Below are 21,185 nucleotides of genomic sequence, written 5' to 3'. Positions count from 1 at the left end.
ACCAACAACCCCTTGCAATGACACCACTATGGTGTCAGTATTGGCGTCATGGAACTCACCACTTATGTCGAGAGGCTGCGGGCAGAGGTCGCAGCGGCCACGGAACTGGCCGGTCCGGACATCGCGGCAGCGGCACAGCGCGTGCTGGCCGCGATGGACCCGGCGGTCAGGCTCGTGCTGCTGGAGGCGCTCACCGACGCTGCGGCCGAGATCACCACGGAACTCCCGTCCGGCAGCATCGACGCGAGGCTGCGAGGCCGTTCCGTCGAGTTCGTCCTTGACGGGGTCCCTCACACCGAAGACGAGCCGGCCACCTACCCGGAGGACCCGGAACCCGAACCCATCGACGAGGGCGGGGACCAGATCCGCATCACGCTCCGCCTCCCGGAGGGCCTCAAGACCCGCGCGGAGGAACTCGCCACGGACGCGGGCCAGTCGCTCAACAGCTGGCTGGTCGACGCCGTCCGCGACGCCACCAGCACCGGCGTGCGCATCAACCTGCGCGGCCAGGGCTTCAACTTCAACTACCCACCCAGGCCGCCCCGCCCGCCGCACGCCGGCCCGGGACGCCGCATGACCGGCTGGGCCTGAGCCCTCGAGAGGCAGGAATCACCATGGAACACACCTTCAACACCGTGGGCGTCGCCACCATCGCCATCGAGGTGGGCTCGGGCAACGTCGAGGTCGTCACCGGCGAGATCGAGGGCCAGGTCCTCGTCACGGTCGACGGCGACGGCGCGTCCGAGACCACCGTCGAACAACAGGACGGCCTGATCGTCATCACGGGGCCGCGACGCCGCGTCGAGCGCACCGGCAACCCTCTGCGCGTGGGCATCAGCGCCCCCGCGGGCAGCCACCTGCGCGGCCTGCTGGGCGACGCCAACCTGGTGGTCACCGGCAGCCTCGGCGACGTCGCGCTGAACTGCGGATCTGGCGACGTCACACTGGAGGACGTCGGCACGCTCCAGCTCACCACCGGCTCCGGCGGCCTGCACGTCAACGGCGTCGCCGGCCGCGGCTCCGTCCGGGGAGGCTCCGGGGACCTGCGCGTCCGCGAGGTCACCGAGGACCTGCGCGCCAACCTCGGTTCCGGGGACCTGGTGGTCACCACCGTCGGCGGCACCCTCACTGCCAAGAGCGGATCGGGCGACGTGCGCGTGGAGGGTCACCTCGGCGGCGCCGAGATCAACACCGCCAGCGGCGACGTCGCAGTTCGCGAGATGGACAGCGGCTCGCTCGAGGCCAGGACGGCATCAGGGGACATCGCCGTCGGCGTCGCCCCCGGCGTCCCGGTGTGGACCGACATCAGCACCATCACCGGAGACATCAACTCAGCCCTGGCCGAGCTCGGCCGCCCCGAGGAGGGCGCACCCTTCGTCGAACTTCGGCTGCGGACCGTCACCGGCGACATCGCGGTGGCGCACCTCACGGCCGTCGCGATCCCCTGATTCAGCCCAGGCGTTCCTTCAGCAGGGCGGCGTGGTTGCGCTCCTCGTCGTTGGTGGCGTAGACGAGCGTGACCACGTCGCGGTCCGCCAGCTTCTCGCGCAACTCCGCCACGGCGTCGTTGCCGTCCATCTCCACCTCGTAGCGGGCCCGGAAAGACTCCCAACCCATGCCCTCGTGGTGGTAGGCCTTGCGCAGCGACGGGGAGGGCGCCACGTCCTTGAACCAGAGGTCGACGGCGGCGTTGGCCTTGGACAGTCCCCGCGGCCACAGCCGATCCACCAGCACGCGGTAGCCGTCGTCGTCGGACGGCTCCTCGTAGACGCGTTTGATCCGTACCTCCATGGGCACAGTGAACACCGATCGGCGCGGGATTTCATGAGCTCCGCGAAATCGGTACCACCGGCGGCCGCTACTTTGGAGGGGTGAACACTCCACTGACGAGGGCCTCGATCCTCGAGCGCTACGTGCGGATCGCAGACCGGTTCGGCGCCGTCGCCGCCGGAGTCGCGGACTGGGATGCCCCGACCCCGGTGAAGGAGTGGCGCGCCCGCGACGTCGTCGACCACCTCGTCACCTGGTTCCCGGCGATGCTGACCGGCGGCACCTCCATCCGGTTGGCGCCGGGGCGGAAGGTACGGCGCAACCCCGTGGGCGCGTGGGAGGACCTGGACCGGGAGGTGCGGGTGCTGCTGTCGGACAAGGACCTGGCCGCCACGTCGCACACGAACCCCAACACCGGCACCAGACGCGTGGAGCAAGTGGTGGACCAGTACTTCACCACCGACGTGTTCATGCACACCTGGGACCTTGCGCGCTCCAGCGGCCAGGACGACCGGCTCGAGCCCGACTTCCTCGCCGCCCTCGACGCCGGCATGCGTCGCAGCGCCGAGACCATCCGATCCTCGGGTCACTACGGACGGGAACAGCCCGTGCCCGCCGACGCCGACCTGCAGGACCGCTTCATCGCGTTCATCGGTCGCGACCCGCGCTGGCACCCCGCCGACTGAGCCGTCCCGCGTGCGGGCCATCGCCCCACCTGGTGTTTCCGCCCGCCTAATCAGTTCCCGCCCGTCCTATCGATTCCCGCCCGTCCAGTACGGCGGGCGGGAACGGATAGGACGGGCGGGAACCAGAGGCAACCGCACGGCCCTCAGCCCAGGCCGTTGAGCAGCTGCCTCAGGTACTCGCCGTAGCCGGACTTGGCATACCGCTCGGCCAACTCGAGCAGGCGGGCGTCGGTGATGAATCCCTGCCGCCAGGCGGCCTCCTCGGGGCAGCCCACCAGCAGTCCTTGCCGGGCCTGGATGGTGCGCACGAAGTTGGTGGCGTCGTTGAGGGAGTCGAACGTGCCGGTGTCCAGCCAGGCGGTGCCGCGGGGCAGGATGCTGACGTTGAGCTCCCCGCGTTCCATGTAGGTCCGGTTGACGTCGGTGATCTCGAGTTCACCACGCGCCGACGGTTTCAGGTTGCGCGCGATCTCCACCACGTCGTTGTCGTAGAAGTACAGCCCGGGAACGGCGAAGTGGGAGCGGGGCTCGGCCGGCTTCTCCTCGATGGACAACGCCATGCCCGCGTCGTCGACCTCCACGACGCCGTAGGCGGTGGGGTCGGCCACCCAGTAGCCGAAAATGGAGGCGCCCTCGATGTCGTTGAGGGTGGCGAGCTGAGTGCCCAGACCGGGGCCGAAGAAGATGTTGTCGCCGAGCACGAGGCAGACCTTCTCGTCGCCGATGAACCCCTCGCCGATGGTGAACGCCTGGGCCAGGCCGTCGGGGCTGGGCTGGGTGGCCCAGGAGATGTTCACGCCGAACTGGGAGCCGTCCCCCAGCAGGTGGTGGAACACGTCGGCCTCGTGCGGGGTGGTGATCACCAGGATGTCGCGGATGCCGGCGAACATCAGGGTTGAGAGCGGGTAGTAGATCATCGGCTTGTCATAGACCGGCACCAACTGCTTGCTGGTCCCGAGCGTGATCGGATGGAGCCGTGAGCCCGTGCCGCCGGCCAGGATGATTCCCCGCATGACATACCCCCGTAGTCGTCGGGAGCAGCCTCCGTGCCGCTCCCCCATCGGTGGTCCCATGCTAGGCGAGTGGCGACGCCGCGGCTAGGGCTTTCGCACACCGGCAGCGAACCCGAGTGTGACCAGAGCTCGCGACTCGCCGGTGGGTCTGCACTTCTCCGCAGGCCGACCGGCGTGTCGCGAGCCCCTGTCACCCCCGCCGCCCCACACCAGTCCCCGGAACCCGCCCCGACGCCGCCGACTCGTCCATAGACTGCGGGCATGACCGCATTTTTGTGCACCGGGGGGGCCGGCTTCATCGGGAGTGGGTTCGTGCACCGGCTGCTGGCCCGCAATGAGACAGACACCGTGACCGTGCTGGACGCACTCACCTACGCAGGGCACCGTGGCAACCTGCCCGAGGACCCGCGCTGCACGCTGGTGGTGGGGTCTGTGTGCGACGCGGAACTGGTCGACGAGCTGGTGAAGGCCTGCGACGTGGTGGTCCACTTCGCCGCCGAGTCCCACAACGACAACTCGTTGAACGACCCGTCCCCGTTCATCCAGACCAACATCGTGGGCACCTTCACCCTCCTCGAGGCCGTCCGCCGCCACGACAAGCGCCTCCACCACGTCTCCACCGACGAGGTCTACGGAGACCTCGAACTCGACGACCCGAACCGCTTCACCCCCACCACCCCCTACAACCCGTCCAGCCCCTACTCGGCGTCGAAGGCTGCCTCGGACCACCTGGTGCGGGCCTGGGTGCGCTCCTTCGGCATCCACGCCACCCTCTCGAACTGCTCCAACAACTACGGCCCGCGCCAGCACGTGGAGAAGTTCATCCCCCGCCAGGTCACCGGCATCATCGACGGCGTCCGCCCCAAGCTCTACGGCGCCGGCCTGAACGTGCGCGACTGGATCCACGTCGACGACCACAACGACGCCGTCCTCGACATCATCGACCGTGGCACCCCCGGCACCACCTACCTGATCGGCGCCGACGGGGAGATGGACAACAAGTCGGTGATTGAACTGATCCTGGAACTCATGGGCCAGCCCACCGACGCCTACGACCACGTCAACGACCGCGCCGGCCACGACCTGCGCTACGCCATCGACGCCTCCCTCCTGCGCGACGAACTCGGCTGGCAGCCCCGCTACACCAACTTCCGCGACGGCCTGGCCGCCACCATCGACTGGTACCGGAACAACGAGGACTGGTGGCGCCCCATGAAGGCCGCCACCGAGGCCAAGTACGCCGCCAAGGGACAGTGATGACCCAACACACCCTCGAAACCACCGCCATCGACGGCCTCCTGGTCCTGCGCATCCCCCTCCACTCAGACAACCGCGGCTGGTTCAAGGAGAACTGGCAACGCGCGAAGATGACCGCACTGGGCCTGCCCGACTTCGGCCCCGTGCAGCACTCCTTCGCCCACAACCACCGCGCCGGCGTCACCCGCGGCTTCCACGCCGAACCCTGGGACAAACTCGTCAGCCTCGGCGCGGGCCGTGCCTTCGCAGCCTGGGTGGACCTGCGCCCCGGCGACGGCTTCGGACAGACCGTCACCATCGAACTCACCCCCGAAGTGGCAGTGTTCGTGCCCCGCGGCGTCGGCAACTCCTACCAAACCCTCGAGGACGACACCGACTACACCTACCTGGTCAACCAGCACTGGAGCGCCGAAGCCGTCGCCAAGTACACCTACGTCAACCTCTTCGACCCAACCCTCGCCATCGACTGGCCCATCCCCGCCACCGAGTGCGAACTCTCCGACGCCGACCGCAACCACCCTCCGCTGGCCGACGTCACGCCGATGCCACCGAAGCGCCCTCTGGTCATCGGCGCCGGCGGCCAACTCGGCACCGCCCTGATGGCAGCCGTGCCCGACGCCGTGGGCCTCCTGCGTGCCGACCTCGACGTCACGGACCCCGCCGCAGTCGCCGCCCTCGACCTCAGCGAGACCAGCGCCATCATCAACGCCGCCGCCTACACCGCCGTCGACACCGCAGAGACCCCCGAGGGCCGCCGCGAAGCCTGGGCCACCAACGCCACCGCCGTCACCAACCTCGCCGCCGCCTGCAACCGCGCCCGCATCCCCCTGGTCCATGTCTCAACCGACTACGTCTTCGACGGCACCCTCGAGGAGCATCGCGAGGACGAACCCCTCACTCCCCTGGGCGTCTACGGGCAGTCGAAGGCAGCCGGCGAACAGGCGGCCAGCACCGTCGAACAGCACTACATCGTGCGCACCAGCTGGGTTGTCGGCCACGGCAAGAACTTCGTCGCCACCATGGCCCGTCTCGCCGACCAGGGCGCCCGCCCCACCGTCGTCGACGACCAGCACGGCCGCCTCACCTTCGCAAAGGACCTGGCCGCCGGCATCGCCCACCTCCTGGCCGGCAACGCCCCCGCCGGCACCTACAACATCACCAACGCCGGCCCCACCCAGACCTGGGCAGACATCGCCAAGCGAGTCTTCGAACTCCGGGGCCGCGACCCCGACGACGTCGCCACCACCACAACCGATGGCTGGGCCAAGGGCAAGACCGTCTCCCCCCGCCCCCGCCACAGCACACTGACCCTGGACAAGATCCGCGCCACCGGCCACCACCCCACAACCGCCGACGAACGCCTCACCGCATACGTCGCGGAACTCGGATAGGTACCGTGCTGCGCGTCACACTGCTGGCCGACACCCACGTCCCCGTCCGGGCGCGAGAGCTCACGGACCAGGTGTGGGACGCGGTGGCTGCCGCCGACGTCGTCATCCATGCCGGTGACTGGATGGCACCCGCACTCCTGGACGAGTTGGAGCTCCGCTCGAAGCGGCTGGTGGCGGTGTTCGGCAACAACGACGGCGACGAACTGCGCGAGCGGTTGCCGGAGGTGGCTCGCGTCGAACTCGAGGGCATGCGCTGGGGCGTGGTACACGAGACGGGTGCGAAGCAGCGCCGCGAGGAGCGGATGCGCGCGCAGTACCCGGACCTGGACGTGCTGGTCTTCGGCCACAGCCACATCCCGTGGGACACCGAGCACGAGGGCCTGCGACTGCTGAACCCCGGCTCCCCCACGGACCGACGCCGCCAACCCCACTGCACGTTCATGACCTGCACCGTCGCCGACGGCGCCATCCGGGACCTGGAACTCCACCGCCTGGCCCGGCGCCAGTCCTCCTCCACTGGTTAAGCGCTGCGGGTTTCGACGACGGACTGGCTCGTACCTCGCCGGTCCTGCTCAACCAGCGATGGGTCACGACGGTTGAGCAGCCCCGCGAGCGAAGCGAGCCGGGCGTCGTCGAAACCAGATCTCCGAGTCGCGCCTCCTTGCCCTCATAGTTCTAGTTCAACTAGAATTACTCCATGCTCATCCGAATCGATCCAGCCAGCGAGGAAGCGGTGTTCGCGCAGCTTGCCGGCTCCATTCGCACGGAGATCGCCACCGGCCGCCTCACCGCTGGTGAGAAGCTTCCCGCCGCCAAGGAGGTGGCCGCCTCCCTCGACGTGAACCTGCACACCGTCCTGCGCGCCTACCAGGAACTGCGGGACGAGGGACTCATCGACATCCGGCGGGGCCGTGGCGCCGTCGTCACCGCGGCTGCTGCTGCCGCCACTGAACTGCACGACGAGATCCGCGCGCTGGTCCGGAAGGCCAGTGCGATGGGCATCTCGCGCGCCACCGTCGCGGGGCTGGTCCGTGACGTGCACACCGAAGGAGAAGATCTTGACCTCTGATCGAACCGTCCAACACCGACGAGCGCTCGCACGCTCCCGCCTGCTGGGGCTGTGGCTACCGCTGGCCCTGCTGGCGGTGGTGGTGGCGGTCCAGTTGGTGCTGCTCCCCCGTCTGCCCGACCCGGCTGCCGTCCACTGGGGCACCGGCGGCCAGGTGGACGGCTGGGGCCCGGCCTGGAGCTTCCCACTGCTGACGGCGCTGGTGGGCGGTGGCATCGTGACCCTCACCGCCGTCGCGTCGCAGTCCAGCAGGGCACGCGCGAGCGCGGCCCTGGACCTGCGGTTCGTCTCCGCCATGAACCTGTGGCTGGTGGGCTTCCTGGGGTCGCTGACGCTGCTGCTGGTCGTGATCCAGGTGGACGTGCAGGATGCCTCCAACGTGGACATGCCGTTCTGGATGATGCTCCCGAGCCTCGTCCTCGGCTTCGCGCTCGGTGCGGCGGGTTGGTTCCTGACGCCGCACGTCGAGGCCGACGCCCCCGGGGGCTCCACCCCCGACGCCGTCGACCTGCGTCCCGGCGAGCAGGCGGTCTGGCTCCGGACGGCTGCCATGTCACGTTGGGCGCTGGTCATGATGGTGGTGGCCGTGGTCTCCAGCTTCGCCGTCCTGGCGTTCGCCGTCGTCGCGGTGCGCCCCGGCCCGGAGACGTGGATCGTCGGGCTGAGTGCACTGCTGGTGGGCGCCGCGACCCTGACCATGACCGTGTTCCGTGTCCGCGTCGACGGCAACGGGCTCACCGTGCGCTCTGTCGTCGGCTGGCCGCGTGCCAACATCCCGACGGCCGAGATCGCCTCCGTCGAGGTGGTCCAGGTGAACCCGCTGGGTGACTTCGGCGGCTGGGGATGGCGCTACAACCCCAGCTACGGCCAGGGGGTCGTGATGCGCAGCGGCGACGCACTGCTCGTGACCCGCACCAATGGGAAGAAGCTGACCGTGACGGTCGACGACGCGGCCACGGCCGCGGCGCTGCTCCGCGGCATGAAGAACAGGAGCGAGGCATGACCACGGAGACTCGGGCCAAGGAGCGCAGGACGCTGCCGGCGCCTCAACTGGAGCAGGTGCCGTGGCGGGCGGTGGTGGTGTTCGTCGTCGCCGCCATCGGACTGGCCTGGCTGGTGGCGCTGCCGCTCTGGGTGGAAACCAGCTTCGTGCCCCCGTTCACCCTGGTGGCCATGGCGATGATGTTCACGCCACTGTTGGCGGTGCTCGTCGTCACGTTCGTGATGCGCACACCACGGACGGACCGGGCGCGGTTCCTCGGACTGTGGCCGCTGCGCCCGGCGGCGCGGACGGTGTGGTTGACCGTCGCGGCCATCTTCGTACCGCCGCTGCTGGTGGCAGTCGTGGTGTTCGTCTCCGCCGCGCTGGGGCTGGTGCAGTTGGACCTGGTCGGATTCTCGGGGTTCCGGGACTCGGTCGGCCCCGCGCTGGCCCAGGCCGGCGTCGACCCTGCCACGGTCCCCGTCGAGGCGATGGTGTTCTCGCAGCTGGCGATGATCCCGCTGGCGGCGCTGGTCAACAGCGTGGTGGCATTCGGCGAGGAGATCGGCTGGCGCGGCTGGCTGGTGCCGGCGCTGCGACCCCTCGGCGTGTGGCCCGCACTGGTGCTCTCCGGCGCGGTCTGGGGTCTGTGGCACGCGCCCCTGATCCTGCTGGGCTACAACTTCAACCGCACCGACGTGCTGGGCGTGATCCTGATGGTTGGCGCCTGCATCGCCTGGGGCGTGCTGTTCGGCTGGACCCGGATGCGCACCGGCTCGGTCTGGCCGGCAGTGTTCGGCCACGGTGCGCTCAATGCCGGCGGTGGCATGGTGATGCTGTTCGTCGTCTCGGGCGAGACGCCGGACATGGGAGTCGTCGGTCCCCTGGGGCTGGTCTCGTGGGGCGTGCTGGCCGTGGTGGTGGCCATCCTCGCCGCCACCGGACAGTTCCGACGCGAGGTGCTGGGCTGATGAGTTGGCGCGTCAGTTGTCCGCCGTTTTGCCCGGCCGGGATGGCCTCAGGTAGGGTTCTCCACGGAGGATTCGCCTAGAGGCCTATGGCGCTCGGTTGGAAACCGGGTTGGGTTCACGCCCTCACGAGTTCGAATCTCGTATCCTCCGCCAGCAACGCCCCTCGCACCGCGAGGGGCGTTCTGCCTTCCCGGATCAGTGCAACCGAGGACTTGGCAGTCCAAGCATTCGGTTGCACTGCCCTGCTCAACCTGCGGCCAACCCTCGCGAGGCTCCACGGTCGTCTGAGGAGGTAGCGTGTCCCGCGTGTCACGCATCCGCAAGCGACGATCCATCGCCCTCCGCTACGACGACGGCTTCCGGGGAGCCGTCGCGTCGCTGCCCGTGGTCCTCCTGGTCATTGCCGCGATCGTCATGCCGTTGGTCACGTCGGATCCCTTGAGCCCGATCCTGTTCATCATCGGCTCGTGCGCGGCGCTCACATTGTTCTCGCTCGTCTTCATGGTGTGGACCCACGTCCTCTACACGAGGGCCCCAGGGCGGGAACTGTCGCGGATCGCCGCGCTCCAGCACGAGCGCGGCCCCAGCCGGCTGACGCGTCTGGTGGGGCTGGGCGACACCACCAGCTGGACCATCTCCGGCGCAGCGGTGTCCCTGATCGCTGCCGTGTCCGCCTCCGTGCTGGGCCGTGGCACGGGCGGCATCTGGCTGGCGCTGCTGGTGCTGGCCACCGCCGCCAGCAGTTGGGCGTCCATGGTCTACGCGTTCGCGCTGCGGTACTACCGGCTGCACGCGGCGGGCGAGGAGTTCCGCTTCGAGATCCAGGAGGAGCCGGAGTTCATCGACTTCGTCTCCATGTCCACCATGATCTCCGCCGTCGGCGCCCTGTCCGGCGGCTCGCCGCACTCACGCGCCGGCCTCAACGTCGTGCGCACGCACACCTTCCTGGCGTTCGCGTTCAACGCCCTGGTGGTGGCCATGGTGGTCTCGCTGGTGGCGGGACTGGTGGCCCAGTAGCCCCAGCCTCAGCGCAGCGAACTGGCGCGGACGTGCAGGACCGGGTCCAGCATGATCCGACCATGGTTCATCGTCTGCCCGCGCGAACGCGTCGCCAACAACTGCCCCGCCCACGTGCCGAGCTGCTCGGCGGGCTGCTCCACGACGGTGACCGGCGGCTGCACCATCGTGTTCCAGCGGTGGTCGTCCACCCCCACCAGGCTGACCTGCGGCCCGATCTCCATGCCCAGCGACTGCAGCGCCACGAACGCCTCGGCCGTGAGCGTGTTGGTGGTGCAGAACACGGCGTCGACGCCGGCGCGCTTGCGCAGCAAGTCGCGGATGATGGCCTGCCTGCCGTCGTGGAACGCCAGGTGCGCCACCCACCGCTCGCCGACGGGGTGCCCGGCCTCGGCCATCCGCTGCCGGAACCCGATCTCCCGGTCCCGCATCGGGGACAGTTCGACGGTGTGGCTCAGGATGAGCGCCTTCTCGCGTCCCTGCTCCAGGAGGTGCTCGGCGGCCATCCGGCCGATCAGAGTGTTGTCCACGGTGACGGCGTCGCCGGAGAAGTCGTTGACGCGACGATCGATGGTCACCACGGGGATGCCGTAGCGCTCGAACATCCGCAACCGGGTCTCCGGCGAGGCCGCCGCCACCAGCACCCCCGACACCTGGTGCGCGATCACCGTCTCGATGGACGCCTTCTCACGCGCCAGGTCCTCCTGTGTGTTGCACAGGACCACGGAGAATCCCTCCGCGTTGGCCACCCTCTCGAAGGCGTCGACCACCTTCACGAAGAACGGGTTCTGGATATCCGGCACGATGGCCGCCCACAGGTCGGACTTCTGGCGACGCAGCGCCCGGCCCGCGCCGTTGGGGCGGTAGTTCACCTCGTTGACCGCCTGCTCGACGCGCTTGGCCAGTTCCGGCGCCACCTTCGGGTTGCCGTTGAGAACGCGCGAGACCGTCGCCACGGACACGTTCGACGCCCGCGCGACATCCGCGATCGTCGCCGCCTTGCGTGAGTTGGGCTGGGTCATGTCAGTCACCGGCCCCTTCGAGGCTCGTGCCTCGCACCTCAGGACGGCGCCCTTCGAGGCTCGTACCTCGCGCCTCAGGGCGACTGGGTGTGTGGGTGAGGGTGACCCAGTCGTCGAGTGGGGTCAGGTCGTTGCCGTCGAGGCTCCACTCCCCCGCGGGCGTGTGCACGCGTCGCAGCGGGATGCGGCCGTGGTGGCAGCGCGCGCGCACGGCGTCGTCGTCGACGATGACCTCGCCCCAGCCGGAGCCGGTCAGCAGCGGCACGGAGCTGGCTCGGTGTGGTGAATCTGCCGGTGAAGCATCGGAACCCCCACACTGAGGCGTCGCGCCGACGGTGAACGCCCCCGTCAGCGCGTTCCACGCCAACCCGAGTTCCGCCTCCAGGACGCTCCAACCAGCCATGGCACGAGCGTAGTGGTCCCCGCACTCGGCCTCGTTGAACGGGTTCCGGCGGCTGCCGTCGTGCCTGGCCCACAGCGCCTCCAGGATCGCGACCCCCTCGTCGTGCAGCCCCTCCTGGATGCAGTGCGCCGCCACCTGGTACTCGACCCCGGTCCACACCTCGTCGCAGTAGAGGGTGGGGACCTCGGGTCGGCCGCCGTTGGGCCAGGTGCACATGACCAGGCCCTTCTCCCCCGCGACGGCGTACGGCCGCTGGGTGAAGTCCCCGCTCACCGTCGCACCGGGATCCGCTGCGTCACCGACGACGGGGGCCTGGATCTCGCGGAGGTTCCAGCGCACGATGTTGCGCAGTGCGGTGCGCACGTGGTCCTCGGGCAGCAGGTGTCCCAGCCCGAGGGTGTGGGCCCACCACTGGCCGATCAGTTGGTCGGACAGGCAGCCGATCCCCCACTGGTGCTCGTCGGGCAGGGAGGGGTCGGGCCGTTGGACGTAGTGCTCGCCGTCGAAGCACTCCTCGTCGTAGCGGCGCGACGACAGCTCGAAGCGTTCCCGCCACGCGGTGGCGCGCTCGTCGTCGCCCACCACCAGGGCGAGTTCCTCCGCGGCCCGCAGCGCGGCCAGCCAGTAGGTGCCCATGTAGGTGTTGGTGCCGTGGAGGCCGATGTCGTGGGTGCTGGGCTGGATCCCGGCAAGCAGGCCGGTGCCGTTCGGGTCCCACTGGGCGACGACGTGGTCCATCAGCGCGCAGATGTTGCGCCAGCGCTCCCACACCCACGGCAGGTCGACGGCGCCGCGCAGCAGTTCGCGGTAGGTCTTCAGCACCGCCCCGCACATGCCGTCGAGGGCGGCCTCGACGGGCCCGCCGATGGGGCCGTCGCCGAACTGCTCCAGGTACGGCGGCATGAACACGCGGTGCGGCAGCGCGCCGGAGCGGGCCTGCATGACGTCGAACTCGGTCTCGCGCATGGAGCGCTCCAGCGACGGGAACAGCGCCGAGGCCGCCATCGCGTAGTTCCACACGTGGGTGCAGTTCAGCGGGCAGGAGCCCCCGACGTCGCCCGACCACATCCCCGTCGACGCACCCAACACCCCCTCGAAGCCGTAGAACGCGCCGTCGTGGGTGCGGAAGCTGGTGGGCGTGCGCAACGGGATGGGTTGGGTGGCCAGGTGGGTGCGCCACTGCTCGGGCAGTGGGAGCCCGTCCATGACGTCGGTCCAGGTGGTGGTGGCGTGCCACAGCCGGTCCCAGTCGGTGAGCACCTCGTCGGCCACCGCCACCGCGTCGCCCCAGCGGGAGGCGTAGTGGTTGCCCAGCCAGAACCGCGTGTTGCCCAGCTCCGGCCGGTCCGGGCCGAACTGCACGAAGTCCACCATCCGGTTCGGGAAGTGCCACGCCAGCACGAACCGCACCGTGCGCGCCTGGCGTGGCTCCAGCACCGTGTGCGCCACCAGCGCCCCCAGCCAGGTCTGACCCTGCGGCGAGGGCCCGTACCGCAGCGACGGCGCCGAGTTCTGCGGCACCTGCACCGACGGCGCGGCCGCAGCCCGCGTGTGGTCGCCCCACGGTGCGAGGAGGCGCAGGAAGTCGAACAGCTCCGACGGCGCGGTGTAGCACGGCAGCGCAACCACCTCGTCCGCCATGCAGCCGAGCACCATCTGGCCGGCCCATGGCGAGGAGGGGTCGACGGAGGGGTTGTCGAGGACGAGGTCCACGCGGGTCGCGGCAGCAGCGGTCTCGACACGCGCCCGCTCGTCCCTCGCGGGCGCTACTCGACCATCGTCAGCACCCCGCCGTCTCATCGTGTTGGTGTTGCCGCCGTAGCCGGGTGCGCGGACGCCGTCGGGATTGATGTGGGGGTCGCCGCCGACGGCGTTGTGGACGCTGTGGGCCAGCCACGTCTGGGTGACGGTGTCGGTGTGGTTGGTGAGCGTGACCTCCAGCATGACGACCGGGTAGCCGGAGGCGTCGGCGTCGGTGGGCACCATGGGCGAGGTGGCGCGCACGTCGACGCTGACGGGCCCGCCGGTCTCGTGGACGACCCCGGCCACCGGGTAGGTGCCGGACATCGTCGTGGTGGTGCCGCCGAACTCGGCCACCAGTTCCCGCTGCCAGGCGGGCACCAGGTCGTCGTTGAACATCGGCGTGGCGGGCCTGCCCTGCGAGCCCGGGTCCGTGCGCGCGGCCTGCAGCACCGTCGTCGCGTCGTGGATGGGCTCGTGCTGGGAGGTGCGCAGCGCCATGAACGTGCCGGGCAGGTCGCCGCGGTGGTTGCCGACGCCGGTGAGCTGGATCTGGCGCCAGCCGCCGTCGGACCCCAGCGCCATGGAGCCGGTGCCGATGCCACCCAGCGGCATAGCGACGGCGGGGTGCTCGTCTGGATTCCAGGTCATGGTGAACTCTCCAGGTGGTCTCGACACGCGCCGGCTCGTTCCTCGCAGGCGCTACTCGACCAGCGGTTTGCCGCGCGGCGGCCCCGACACACGCCCGCTCGTACCTCGCAGGCGCTACTCGACCAACGGGGCCTCACTTGAGGCCCGCCATCTTGATGTTGCCGATGATCTGGCGCTGGAAGATGAGGAACAGGATCACGACGGGCGCGGCGGCCAGGGTGGAGCCGGCCATCAGGAGGCCCAACTCGCTGGAGCGCTCGGAACGGAACGTGGTGAGGTACTGCTGCACCACGTACTTCTCCGGGGTGGTGATGGTCATGATGGGCCACACGTAGGAGTTCCAGTACGCCAGGAACGCGGTGATCCCCATGACGACGAACGGCGGCTTGGACAGCGGCAGGAACAGCCGCAGGTAGATCTGGAACCGGCCGCAGCCGTCGAGCATCGCGGCCTCCTCCAACGAGGCGGGGATGTTCAGGTAGAACTGCCGGATGAAGAACACGCTGGCGGCGCTGGCGGCGCCGGGCAGCACCAGCACGGCGAGGGTGTCCAGCATGAACAGGTTGGTCACCACGATGAAGCTGGTCAGCAGGATGGTCATGCCCGGGATGAACATGGTGGTGATGATGATCACCCACATCGTCTTCTTGAACCGGAAGTCCAGCCGCGCGAACGCGTAGGCGGCGAACGAGTTCAGGAACAGGTGCAGCAACGTGAACAGGATGGCGCCCATGAACGTCCAGCCCATGGTGCGCAGGAAGGTGGGGTCCGAGGCGATCTGGATGTAGTTCTCCACCAGCCACACCTCGGGGAAGAACTGGAACGGGGTGGAGATCACCTCGGTCTTGGACTTGAACCCGGCGATCACCATCCAGGCCAGGGGGAACAGCGCCGCCACCAGGAAGACCAGGCCGAAGATCACTTTGAAGACCCCGGCCACCCACCACATCGGGGAGTGGGTCTTGCGACGACGCGTCACCGGCTCGTCGCCTGCCGCGGCCACCACGGCGCGTTCGATGGGTGCGGATGTCGTGGTCATCAGTCCACCAGCTTTTCGGAGTTCAGGACCTTGAAGATCAGGGCGGAGACGGTGCCGAGCACCACGAACAGCAGCAGCGCCGCCGCGATCGAGTACCCGACGGTGATGTCGTTGCGGAAGTGGTTGAAGATGAACAGGTTGGGCAGGTTGGTTGAGTCCAGCGGGCCGCCGCCGGTCATGACCAGGGGCAGCTCGAACTGCTGGATGGCGGCGACGAAGCCGGTGATCAGCAGGTAGAGGAGCACGTTCTTCATCTGCGGGATGGTGATGTAGAGGGTCTTCTGCCACCAGTTGGCACCCTCCATGGCTGCGGCCTCGTAGAACTCCTCGGGGATGTCCACCATGGCGGCCACCATGATCAGCGACGTCAGGCCCATGCCCAGCCAGATGGCGGGGATGGCGATGGCGAACAGCGCCCACGCCGGGTCGCCGATCCACGCGATCGGCTCCACCCCGAACTGTGCCAGCGCAGCGTTGAGGAGCCCGCCGGAGTAGTCGTAGATGAGCACGAACACGATGGATGCGATGACGGCCGAGATGATCGTCGGGATGTAGATGCTGACCTTCAGCGTCGTCGCGAACCGTTTGCCGACGGAGACCACCAGGCTGGCGAAGAAGAACGCCAGCACCAGCATGATGGGCACCGTCATCAGCACGAACACGAAGCCGCGGCGGATGGCGGCGAAGAACAGCGGGTCGCTGAGGACGTTCTTGAAGTTCTGCCAGCCCACGAACTCCGGCGGCTGGTAGAAGCTCCAGTTCTGGAACGAAAGGTACATCGCCCAGATGGCCGGCCAGATGACGAAGATGCCCAGCATGATCGTCACGGGCGCCAGCATCAGGAACGCCAGCTTGGTGTCGCGGTACTTGTGCTTGTTGTGCCGCTTGATCTCCGCCCTGGAGACCGTGTCCGTCATCGTCGACATCTCATCCCTCGCCCTTCGTCTTCACGGGTGGTTGCGCGGGCCCGACACCTGCGTCGTACACCGTCACCTGCGCCATAACGCAGGTGTTGGTGCACGAGGCAGGTGTCGAGCACCTCGGAGCCACCGTCAGTTCGGAGCCTTCTCCGGCAGGCCGTCGCGCTCGATGACCTGGGTGATGGTGTCGGCGGCGGTGCCGAGGGCGACGTCGATGGCGGCGGCACCCTTCATGCCGGCCTCCATCGCGGTGCCGACGGCCAGGGACACGTCCCACGGGTAGGTGGGCTCGGGGATGGCGTCGGGCGCGATCTCGTTGGTGACGATGTCGGACCACGGCGCGTCGGCGGCGGCCTCGTCGTCGGCGACGGCGTCCTGCACGGACTGGCGCACGGAGACCTTCGTGAACTGGGTGTTGACGAAGAACGGCACCAGGTTGGCGGGGTCACCGGCGATGGCCCAGGACAGGAACGCGCCGGCGGCCTCGGCGTTGGCGGTCTTGGCGTCCACCACCCACTTGAAGTTGCCGAGCGTGGTGGCGGTGCGGTCCGAGCCGGGCGCCGTCGGGAACTTGCCGACGCCGGTGCGGCCCAGCAGGTCCGGGTAGTCGGAGCCGATCTCGGACATCATCCAGGAGCCGGACACCTTGAAGGCGCACTTCTCCTCGCCGAAGTCCTTGCCCTCGACGTAGGCGGCCAGGGCCTGCTTGGGCATGTAGTCGTTGTCCCACAGCGTCTTGTACGCCTCGATCAGGCCGGTGTACTCCGCGTTCTGGACGTTGGGTGCGGTCCAGTCGTCGGTGAGTGCGGTGTGGCCGGCGAAGTTGTACTGCTGCCCGACGGTGGACCACGCGAAGGTGACCGCGTCGGAGGCGGGCGAGATGCAGTAGGCGCCGCTGGGCAGGGTGGGCTTGATGGCCTCGCACATGCTGAGCAGCTCGTCCCACGTCTCGGGCCCCACCTCGGGGTCCAGCCCGGCCGCGGACAGCATGTCCTTGTTCCAGAACAGGACGGTCTGGGGCTCGAGCAGCAGCGGGTAGGCGTAGAAGGTGTCGCCGACGGCGGACACGGGCAGGGCGGCGTCGATGATCTCGTCGAGCGCCTCCTGCGGGACGATGCCGTTGAGCTCGTGCAGCTGGCCGGCTCCGACGGCGTCCTGGATGGCGCCGGGGTGGGTGTAGATGTCGGGCGCCTTGCCGGCGGCCTGGGCGGACTTCATCTTCTGGTCCCATGCGTCGGCCGGGACCTCGGTGTCCACCACCTTCACCTCGGACTGGGCCTCGTTGAACTGCTTGACGATGCCCGAGTACCACTCGTTCTCCACGGGCGTGAAGGTGCGGTGCCAGAACTGGATGGTCACGGCCTCCGCGGCGCCGGTGGTCTCGCCGCCGGTGGACGTGGTCTCCCCGCCACCGCCGCCGGTCTCCTCGGGCGCCGGCTCACCGGGCGTGCCGGATCCGCATGCGGTCAGGACTGCGGCGGCTGCGAGGCCGGTGCCCGCGCCGAGGAAGTGTCGCCTCGTTACGTTGAAACCCATTCTGTGCTCCTTTGCTGATGTCCTGCGTCGGTGCAGGATCTCTTGGGTTTGCCCCTGGGGGCTGTTCAGTTGTGGTTGCGGCCCGGCTAGCCGAGCCTGGGGAGGCGCTGCTCGACGGGGGGCAGCGTCAGGGTCTCGTCGACCCGGTCCAGGTACCAGTAGGCCACCGACGAGATGTCGTCGACGCGGTTGTTGTTGTGGCCGTGCTCGATGGTGACGCGGATGGACTCCTGGAACGTGATGGGGTCCTCTACGTGGAACCGGTACATGGAGATCTGCCCGGACCAGTTGTCCCCGCCCGGCATGGTGATGCCGTGGTACATGGAGTTGTACTCCTCCGAGGGGCACCAGGCGGTGTTGAAGTAGTCCTCGGTGCCGGTGCCGTGGATGTCCGGGGGCCAGGTCTCGCCGTCGACGAAGATCATGTCGTCGCCCTCGCCGTACCAGTTCCAGTCCTCGGTGTGGCGCAGGTTGGTCACGTTGAAGGTGCAGCCGACGTAGTGGCCCCGGCCCTTGGTCTCCAGGATGGTGTAGTTGCCGTCGCCGGTGGTGTTGTCACCCTCGAACAGGTACTGCCCATTGGTGCGCTCCCCCTGCTCCTCGCCGTCGGTGGGGTTCTCCCGGCGCCACGACGCGTGGAAGCGGCCGATGCCGTCCTCGAGTTCGTCGAAGGCCTCGTAGTCGATGTAGTAGTAGAACCACACCGTCAGCTCCGAGCACTCGTTGACCAGCTCGAAGCGGGCGCCGTCGGCGAACGGCATGTGGAAGAACGAGTTCAGCGACTTGCCGTCCTGCGGGCTCATCTGTAGCGGCAGCGACGCGAAGTTCTTGGTCTTCGCGTGGCCCACCCCGAAGAAGTCGCCCAGCGGCACCAGCACGCTGGGGTGCTCGTTGCCGTCCCAGTACACGCGCAGGACGAGCTTGCGCAGGAACGCGTTGTCCGGGGTGTTGGGGTCCGGCGGCGCCATGGGGGCGACGGTCATCCAGATGTGGTTGATGTCGCCGGCGCCGCTGATGTCAGCGAGCTCCACCGTCTCCCCCGGCCGCACGGTGAGGCGGTCCTCGTTGCCTCCGCTGCGGTCGTAGGAGGACACGCGCCGACGGCGGGTGCTCCTGAGGCGTGGCAGGTCACGGAGGCTGGATCCGTGGTCCCCGTATGAAGTCATCCTTGACTACCCTTCTTCACCGCCCGGGGCCGCGTTGCACCGGGAAATCTCGTGTAATCGTTTACTCACCGTACGTCCCGACGCGTGGGCTGTCAAGCCATTCGGTAAGACTGTGAAAGAACTTTCTCGTTCACGTCTCGTGGGGCCGGAAACCTGTACATCACGAAGTCCCGGAGTTACAGTCCGAGCAACCAGGCCCGTCACGCCGAAGTGGCGGCCCTATGCGGAACTACCGAAGGAACAGCGATGACGCGCAGCAAAGTGAGTAATCGTTTTATCATCTCCCTAACTTCTGGGGCCCTCGCGGCGACGGGCGTGACGCTCGGCGTCGCCCAGGCCGACGAGGGCGACCTACCGCCCATCTCCCCCGCCGTCCTCATCGACGAGATGACCGGCGCCGCAGCCACCACCGACACCGCCGAGGTCTGGGACATCGGCGCCACGGACCTGGGCGTGATGTGGGACGACGGCGCGGGCAACGTCCTGACCGCCTTCGGCGACACGTTCGCCGTCCCCGGCGGCTCGGGCGCCGGCACCGGCAACTGGCGCAGCAACGTGCTGCTGCGCTCCTCGGACACCGACCTCTCCGACGGCATGGCCTTCGACTGGGCACTCACCGACGAGACGGGCCAGGCGACGGAGATCGTGGGCTCGCTGAAGGTCCCCGGCGAGGAGCACACCACCATCCCCACGGCCGGCATCGAGGTGGACGGCCGCCAGTACATGGCCTACATGTCCGTGCGCGAGTGGGGCCCGCCCGGTGAGTGGTGGACCAACTTCAACCAGCTCGCCTACTCCGACGACGGCGGCGAGACCTGGTCCATCGAGGGCGCCCCGATCTGGGAGAACACCGAGGCCGACGACGACCCGTTCCAGATGGTCGCGTTCACGCAGGCTGACGGCTACGTCTACATGTTCGGCACCCCGAACGGCCGCCTGGGTGCGGCTTCGGTGGGCCGCGTCGTCGAGGACGCCATGCTGGACAAGGACGCCTACGAGTACTGGGACGGCACCGCCTGGACCGACGACTACTCGGCCGTCGCGGAGCTGATCCCGGCCGCCGTGGCCGAGCTGTCCGTGCGCTACGTCGAGGAGACCGGCCAGTGGCACATGGTCTACCTGAACTCGAACGCGGACCTGGTGCTGCGCGTCGGCGACTCCCCCACCTCGTGGGGCGACGAGCAGTTGCTCGCCTCGCAGGCCGAGTACCCGGGCCTCTACGGCGGGTTCATCCACCCGTGGTCCGAGGCCGATGAGCTGTACTTCGCACTGTCCATCTGGAACGAGTACAACGTGGCACTGATGCACGTCAGCCTCGACGACGCGGGCACCGTCACGCGGCCCAACCTGCTGCGCGACGCCTCGTTCGAGATGAGTGACGCGCTCAACGTCGAGGGCGGCTGGGCGCTGCAGGGCCAGGGTGGCATCGACACCAACTCCGCCTGGGCGAAGGTTGGTTTCCGCCAGTTCTGGGTGCGGATGAACGCCGGCACGCAGCAGGTGGTGCAGCCGGTGGCCGTCATCCCGTACACGGACTACCGCCTCACCGGCTGGCTGGTCACCGGCGACTCGGTCGGAGGCGGCGCGGGTGAGGGCTTCCTCGGCGTGCGGCAGACCGGGCCGGGCGGCGTCGTCGTCGCGGAAGAGACCTTCGGAGACCTCGACGGCTACACGAAGTTCACCGTCGAGTTCAACAGCGCCTCCCACACCCTGCTGGAGGTGTTCACCGGTTCGACGATGACCGCCGACCGCTGGGTGCAGGGCGACAACTTCAACCTGGTGGCCATCGGCGACCCGGGCACGCCGCCCACCGAGGAGCCGACGGAGGAACCCACGGAGGAGCCCACGGAGGAACCGACCGAGGAGCCCACCGAGGAGCCCACCGAGGCCCCCGACGAGGACCTGTACGTGACGCCGGGGTTCCACGACGTCAACGGGCGCCGCTGGATGACGGTGTGCGAGCCCTACTCGCAGACCAACCGCTGCTGGACGTTCATCTGGGCCACCCAGATCAAGCAGCTCGACGGCCACTTCCACGCGGTCAACGGCTGGGCGTTCAACAACCTGACCTACATGCCGTCGCCGAAGTCGCTGTGGGTGGGCAACCCGCTGGCCACCCCCGGTGAGTTCACCGGCACCGACGGCCGCAACTGGCGCACCGAGTGCAACACGCCCCAGACCGGGGGCAACGGCTGCCGCAGCTACGCCGAGGCGCAGGTGGTCGAGCGCGTGGGCAACACCTACCGCGTGGTCACCAAGTGGGTGTTCAACAACATCGTCCGCTTCAGCTAGGGCACCCGCGCGGACTTTGCGCCCGTCTTGTTCGTTCCCGCCTGTCCAGTAGGACGGGCGGGAACGGATAGGACGGGCGGGAACGGACAAGGCGGGCGTTCCCACCCCAGTTGTCCTGAGGTGCGAGCGGCAGCGAGCCTCGAAGGGCCCCGAGCCACGTCCTTCGAGGCTCGCTGCCGCTCGCTCCTCAGGACAACTGGCAAGGGAGCCCGACCCACACCACCACCCCCGAGTCGAATCCCCTCCACCACCGGACCTAA

The 21,185-nt window shown here is 68.7% G+C and carries 19 protein-coding genes and 1 tRNA gene; 12 read left to right on the top strand and 8 right to left on the bottom strand.

Going from position 1 to position 21,185, the window contains the following annotated elements; genetic code table 11:
- Positions 1-48: 48 nt before the first annotated feature.
- Positions 49-591, top strand: coding sequence for a hypothetical protein (locus ACYU7G_RS07365; RefSeq protein ID WP_461106318.1), 543 nt, complete (start codon positions 49-51; stop codon positions 589-591).
- A 23-nt stretch (positions 592-614) separates the two neighbouring features.
- Positions 615-1,448 carry a DUF4097 family beta strand repeat-containing protein gene (locus ACYU7G_RS07360; RefSeq protein ID WP_461106316.1) on the top strand — a complete coding sequence of 278 codons (834 nt, stop codon included), beginning with the start codon at positions 615-617 and terminating at the stop codon, positions 1,446-1,448.
- A gap of 1 nt (position 1,449) precedes the next feature.
- Here the strand turns inward: ACYU7G_RS07360 and ACYU7G_RS07355 are convergent, their stop codons facing one another.
- Positions 1,450-1,791 (bottom strand): DUF488 domain-containing protein, encoded by a 342-nt coding sequence (locus ACYU7G_RS07355; protein ID WP_461106314.1) that lies wholly within the window; start codon positions 1,789-1,791, stop codon positions 1,450-1,452.
- Between the two features lie 80 nt (positions 1,792-1,871).
- Here ACYU7G_RS07355 and ACYU7G_RS07350 point away from each other — a divergent pair, with 80 nt between their 5' ends.
- Positions 1,872-2,456: a maleylpyruvate isomerase family mycothiol-dependent enzyme gene (locus ACYU7G_RS07350; RefSeq protein ID WP_461106312.1), complete on the top strand. Its 585-nt coding sequence runs from the start codon at positions 1,872-1,874 to the stop codon at positions 2,454-2,456.
- 143 nt (positions 2,457-2,599) lie between these two features.
- On the opposite strand, the gene rfbA is transcribed toward ACYU7G_RS07350, so the two are convergent.
- A complete protein-coding gene (gene rfbA / locus ACYU7G_RS07345; protein ID WP_461106310.1) occupies positions 2,600-3,469 on the bottom strand; it encodes a glucose-1-phosphate thymidylyltransferase RfbA in 870 nt (289 codons plus the stop codon).
- A gap of 261 nt (positions 3,470-3,730) precedes the next feature.
- Here rfbA and rfbB point away from each other — a divergent pair, with 261 nt between their 5' ends.
- The 8 genes from rfbB (at position 3,731) to ACYU7G_RS07305 (ending at position 10,156) form a co-directional block, all read left to right on the top strand.
- A complete protein-coding gene (gene rfbB, locus ACYU7G_RS07340) occupies positions 3,731-4,726 on the top strand; it encodes a dTDP-glucose 4,6-dehydratase (RefSeq protein ID WP_461106308.1) in 996 nt (331 codons plus the stop codon).
- Positions 4,726-6,117 (top strand): sugar nucleotide-binding protein, encoded by a 1,392-nt coding sequence (locus ACYU7G_RS07335; RefSeq protein ID WP_461106306.1) that lies wholly within the window; start codon positions 4,726-4,728, stop codon positions 6,115-6,117. The genes rfbB and ACYU7G_RS07335 overlap by 1 nt, the downstream gene beginning before the upstream one ends.
- 5 nt (positions 6,118-6,122) lie before the next feature.
- A complete protein-coding gene (locus ACYU7G_RS07330) occupies positions 6,123-6,641 on the top strand; it encodes a metallophosphoesterase family protein (RefSeq protein WP_461106304.1) in 519 nt (172 codons plus the stop codon).
- A 173-nt stretch (positions 6,642-6,814) separates the two neighbouring features.
- Positions 6,815-7,186, top strand: coding sequence for a GntR family transcriptional regulator (locus ACYU7G_RS07325; RefSeq protein WP_461106302.1), 372 nt, complete (start codon positions 6,815-6,817; stop codon positions 7,184-7,186).
- Positions 7,176-8,189, top strand: a complete 1,014-nt coding sequence (locus tag ACYU7G_RS07320) for a DUF1648 domain-containing protein (RefSeq protein ID WP_461106300.1) — start codon at positions 7,176-7,178, stop codon at positions 8,187-8,189. The genes ACYU7G_RS07325 and ACYU7G_RS07320 overlap by 11 nt, the downstream gene beginning before the upstream one ends.
- Entirely contained in the window at positions 8,186-9,139 is a 954-nt protein-coding gene (locus ACYU7G_RS07315) for a lysostaphin resistance A-like protein (protein ID WP_461106298.1), read from the top strand. Before ACYU7G_RS07320 ends, ACYU7G_RS07315 begins: the two co-directional genes overlap by 4 nt.
- 65 nt (positions 9,140-9,204) lie before the next feature.
- Positions 9,205-9,292 (top strand) — tRNA-Ser (locus ACYU7G_RS07310).
- Positions 9,293-9,445: 153 nt separating this feature from the next.
- Positions 9,446-10,156 (top strand): DUF1345 domain-containing protein, encoded by a 711-nt coding sequence (locus ACYU7G_RS07305; protein ID WP_461106296.1) that lies wholly within the window; start codon positions 9,446-9,448, stop codon positions 10,154-10,156.
- An 8-nt stretch (positions 10,157-10,164) separates the two neighbouring features.
- Here ACYU7G_RS07305 and ACYU7G_RS07300 read toward each other — a convergent pair whose 3' ends face one another.
- The 6 genes from ACYU7G_RS07300 to ACYU7G_RS07275 form a co-directional block, all read right to left on the bottom strand.
- Positions 10,165-11,178: a LacI family DNA-binding transcriptional regulator gene (locus tag ACYU7G_RS07300; protein ID WP_461107257.1), complete on the bottom strand. Its 1,014-nt coding sequence runs from the start codon at positions 11,176-11,178 to the stop codon at positions 10,165-10,167.
- Position 11,179: 1 nt separating this feature from the next.
- Positions 11,180-13,972, bottom strand: coding sequence for a GH116 family glycosyl-hydrolase (locus tag ACYU7G_RS07295; RefSeq protein ID WP_461106294.1), 2,793 nt, complete (start codon positions 13,970-13,972; stop codon positions 11,180-11,182).
- Between the two features lie 133 nt (positions 13,973-14,105).
- Positions 14,106-15,011 (bottom strand): carbohydrate ABC transporter permease, encoded by a 906-nt coding sequence (locus tag ACYU7G_RS07290; protein ID WP_461106292.1) that lies wholly within the window; start codon positions 15,009-15,011, stop codon positions 14,106-14,108.
- Positions 15,011-15,928, bottom strand: coding sequence for a carbohydrate ABC transporter permease (locus tag ACYU7G_RS07285; protein WP_461106290.1), 918 nt, complete (start codon positions 15,926-15,928; stop codon positions 15,011-15,013). The genes ACYU7G_RS07290 and ACYU7G_RS07285 overlap by 1 nt, the downstream gene beginning before the upstream one ends.
- Before the next feature lie 135 nt (positions 15,929-16,063).
- On the bottom strand, positions 16,064-17,467 hold the full coding sequence (locus ACYU7G_RS07280) for an ABC transporter substrate-binding protein (protein ID WP_461106288.1): 1,404 nt from the start codon (positions 17,465-17,467) through the stop codon (positions 16,064-16,066).
- A gap of 86 nt (positions 17,468-17,553) precedes the next feature.
- On the bottom strand, positions 17,554-18,633 hold the full coding sequence (locus tag ACYU7G_RS07275; protein ID WP_461106286.1) for a glycoside hydrolase family 172 protein: 1,080 nt from the start codon (positions 18,631-18,633) through the stop codon (positions 17,554-17,556).
- Positions 18,634-18,879: 246 nt separating this feature from the next.
- Here ACYU7G_RS07275 and ACYU7G_RS07270 point away from each other — a divergent pair, with 246 nt between their 5' ends.
- Positions 18,880-20,925, top strand: a complete 2,046-nt coding sequence (locus ACYU7G_RS07270; RefSeq protein ID WP_461106284.1) for a DUF4185 domain-containing protein — start codon at positions 18,880-18,882, stop codon at positions 20,923-20,925.
- Positions 20,926-21,185: the final 260 nt, after the last annotated feature.

It is taken from the genome of Tessaracoccus terricola, assembly GCF_054776555.1.
This window is presented reverse-complemented; position numbering and strand designations above follow the sequence as displayed.

Excerpts from the sequence above, each read along its gene's own strand:
- ACYU7G_RS07365 (WP_461106318.1), top strand. The coding sequence starts at position 49 with ATGGAACTCACCACTTATGTCGAGAGGCTGCGGGCAGAGGTCGCAGCG.
- ACYU7G_RS07360 (WP_461106316.1), top strand. The coding sequence starts at position 615 with ATGGAACACACCTTCAACACCGTGGGCGTCGCCACCATCGCCATCGAG.
- ACYU7G_RS07355 (WP_461106314.1), bottom strand. The coding sequence starts at position 1,791 with ATGGAGGTACGGATCAAACGCGTCTACGAGGAGCCGTCCGACGACGAC.
- rfbA (WP_461106310.1), bottom strand. The coding sequence starts at position 3,469 with ATGCGGGGAATCATCCTGGCCGGCGGCACGGGCTCACGGCTCCATCCG.
- rfbB (WP_461106308.1), top strand. The coding sequence starts at position 3,731 with ATGACCGCATTTTTGTGCACCGGGGGGGCCGGCTTCATCGGGAGTGGG.
- ACYU7G_RS07335 (WP_461106306.1), top strand. The coding sequence starts at position 4,726 with ATGACCCAACACACCCTCGAAACCACCGCCATCGACGGCCTCCTGGTC.
- ACYU7G_RS07325 (WP_461106302.1), top strand. The coding sequence starts at position 6,815 with ATGCTCATCCGAATCGATCCAGCCAGCGAGGAAGCGGTGTTCGCGCAG.
- ACYU7G_RS07315 (WP_461106298.1), top strand. The coding sequence starts at position 8,186 with ATGACCACGGAGACTCGGGCCAAGGAGCGCAGGACGCTGCCGGCGCCT.
- ACYU7G_RS07300 (WP_461107257.1), bottom strand. The coding sequence starts at position 11,178 with ATGACCCAGCCCAACTCACGCAAGGCGGCGACGATCGCGGATGTCGCG.
- ACYU7G_RS07295 (WP_461106294.1), bottom strand. The coding sequence starts at position 13,972 with ATGACCTGGAATCCAGACGAGCACCCCGCCGTCGCTATGCCGCTGGGT.
- ACYU7G_RS07290 (WP_461106292.1), bottom strand. The coding sequence starts at position 15,011 with ATGACCACGACATCCGCACCCATCGAACGCGCCGTGGTGGCCGCGGCA.
- ACYU7G_RS07285 (WP_461106290.1), bottom strand. The coding sequence starts at position 15,928 with ATGACGGACACGGTCTCCAGGGCGGAGATCAAGCGGCACAACAAGCAC.
- ACYU7G_RS07280 (WP_461106288.1), bottom strand. The coding sequence starts at position 17,467 with ATGGGTTTCAACGTAACGAGGCGACACTTCCTCGGCGCGGGCACCGGC.
- ACYU7G_RS07275 (WP_461106286.1), bottom strand. The coding sequence starts at position 18,633 with ATGACTTCATACGGGGACCACGGATCCAGCCTCCGTGACCTGCCACGC.
- ACYU7G_RS07270 (WP_461106284.1), top strand. The coding sequence starts at position 18,880 with ATGACGCGCAGCAAAGTGAGTAATCGTTTTATCATCTCCCTAACTTCT.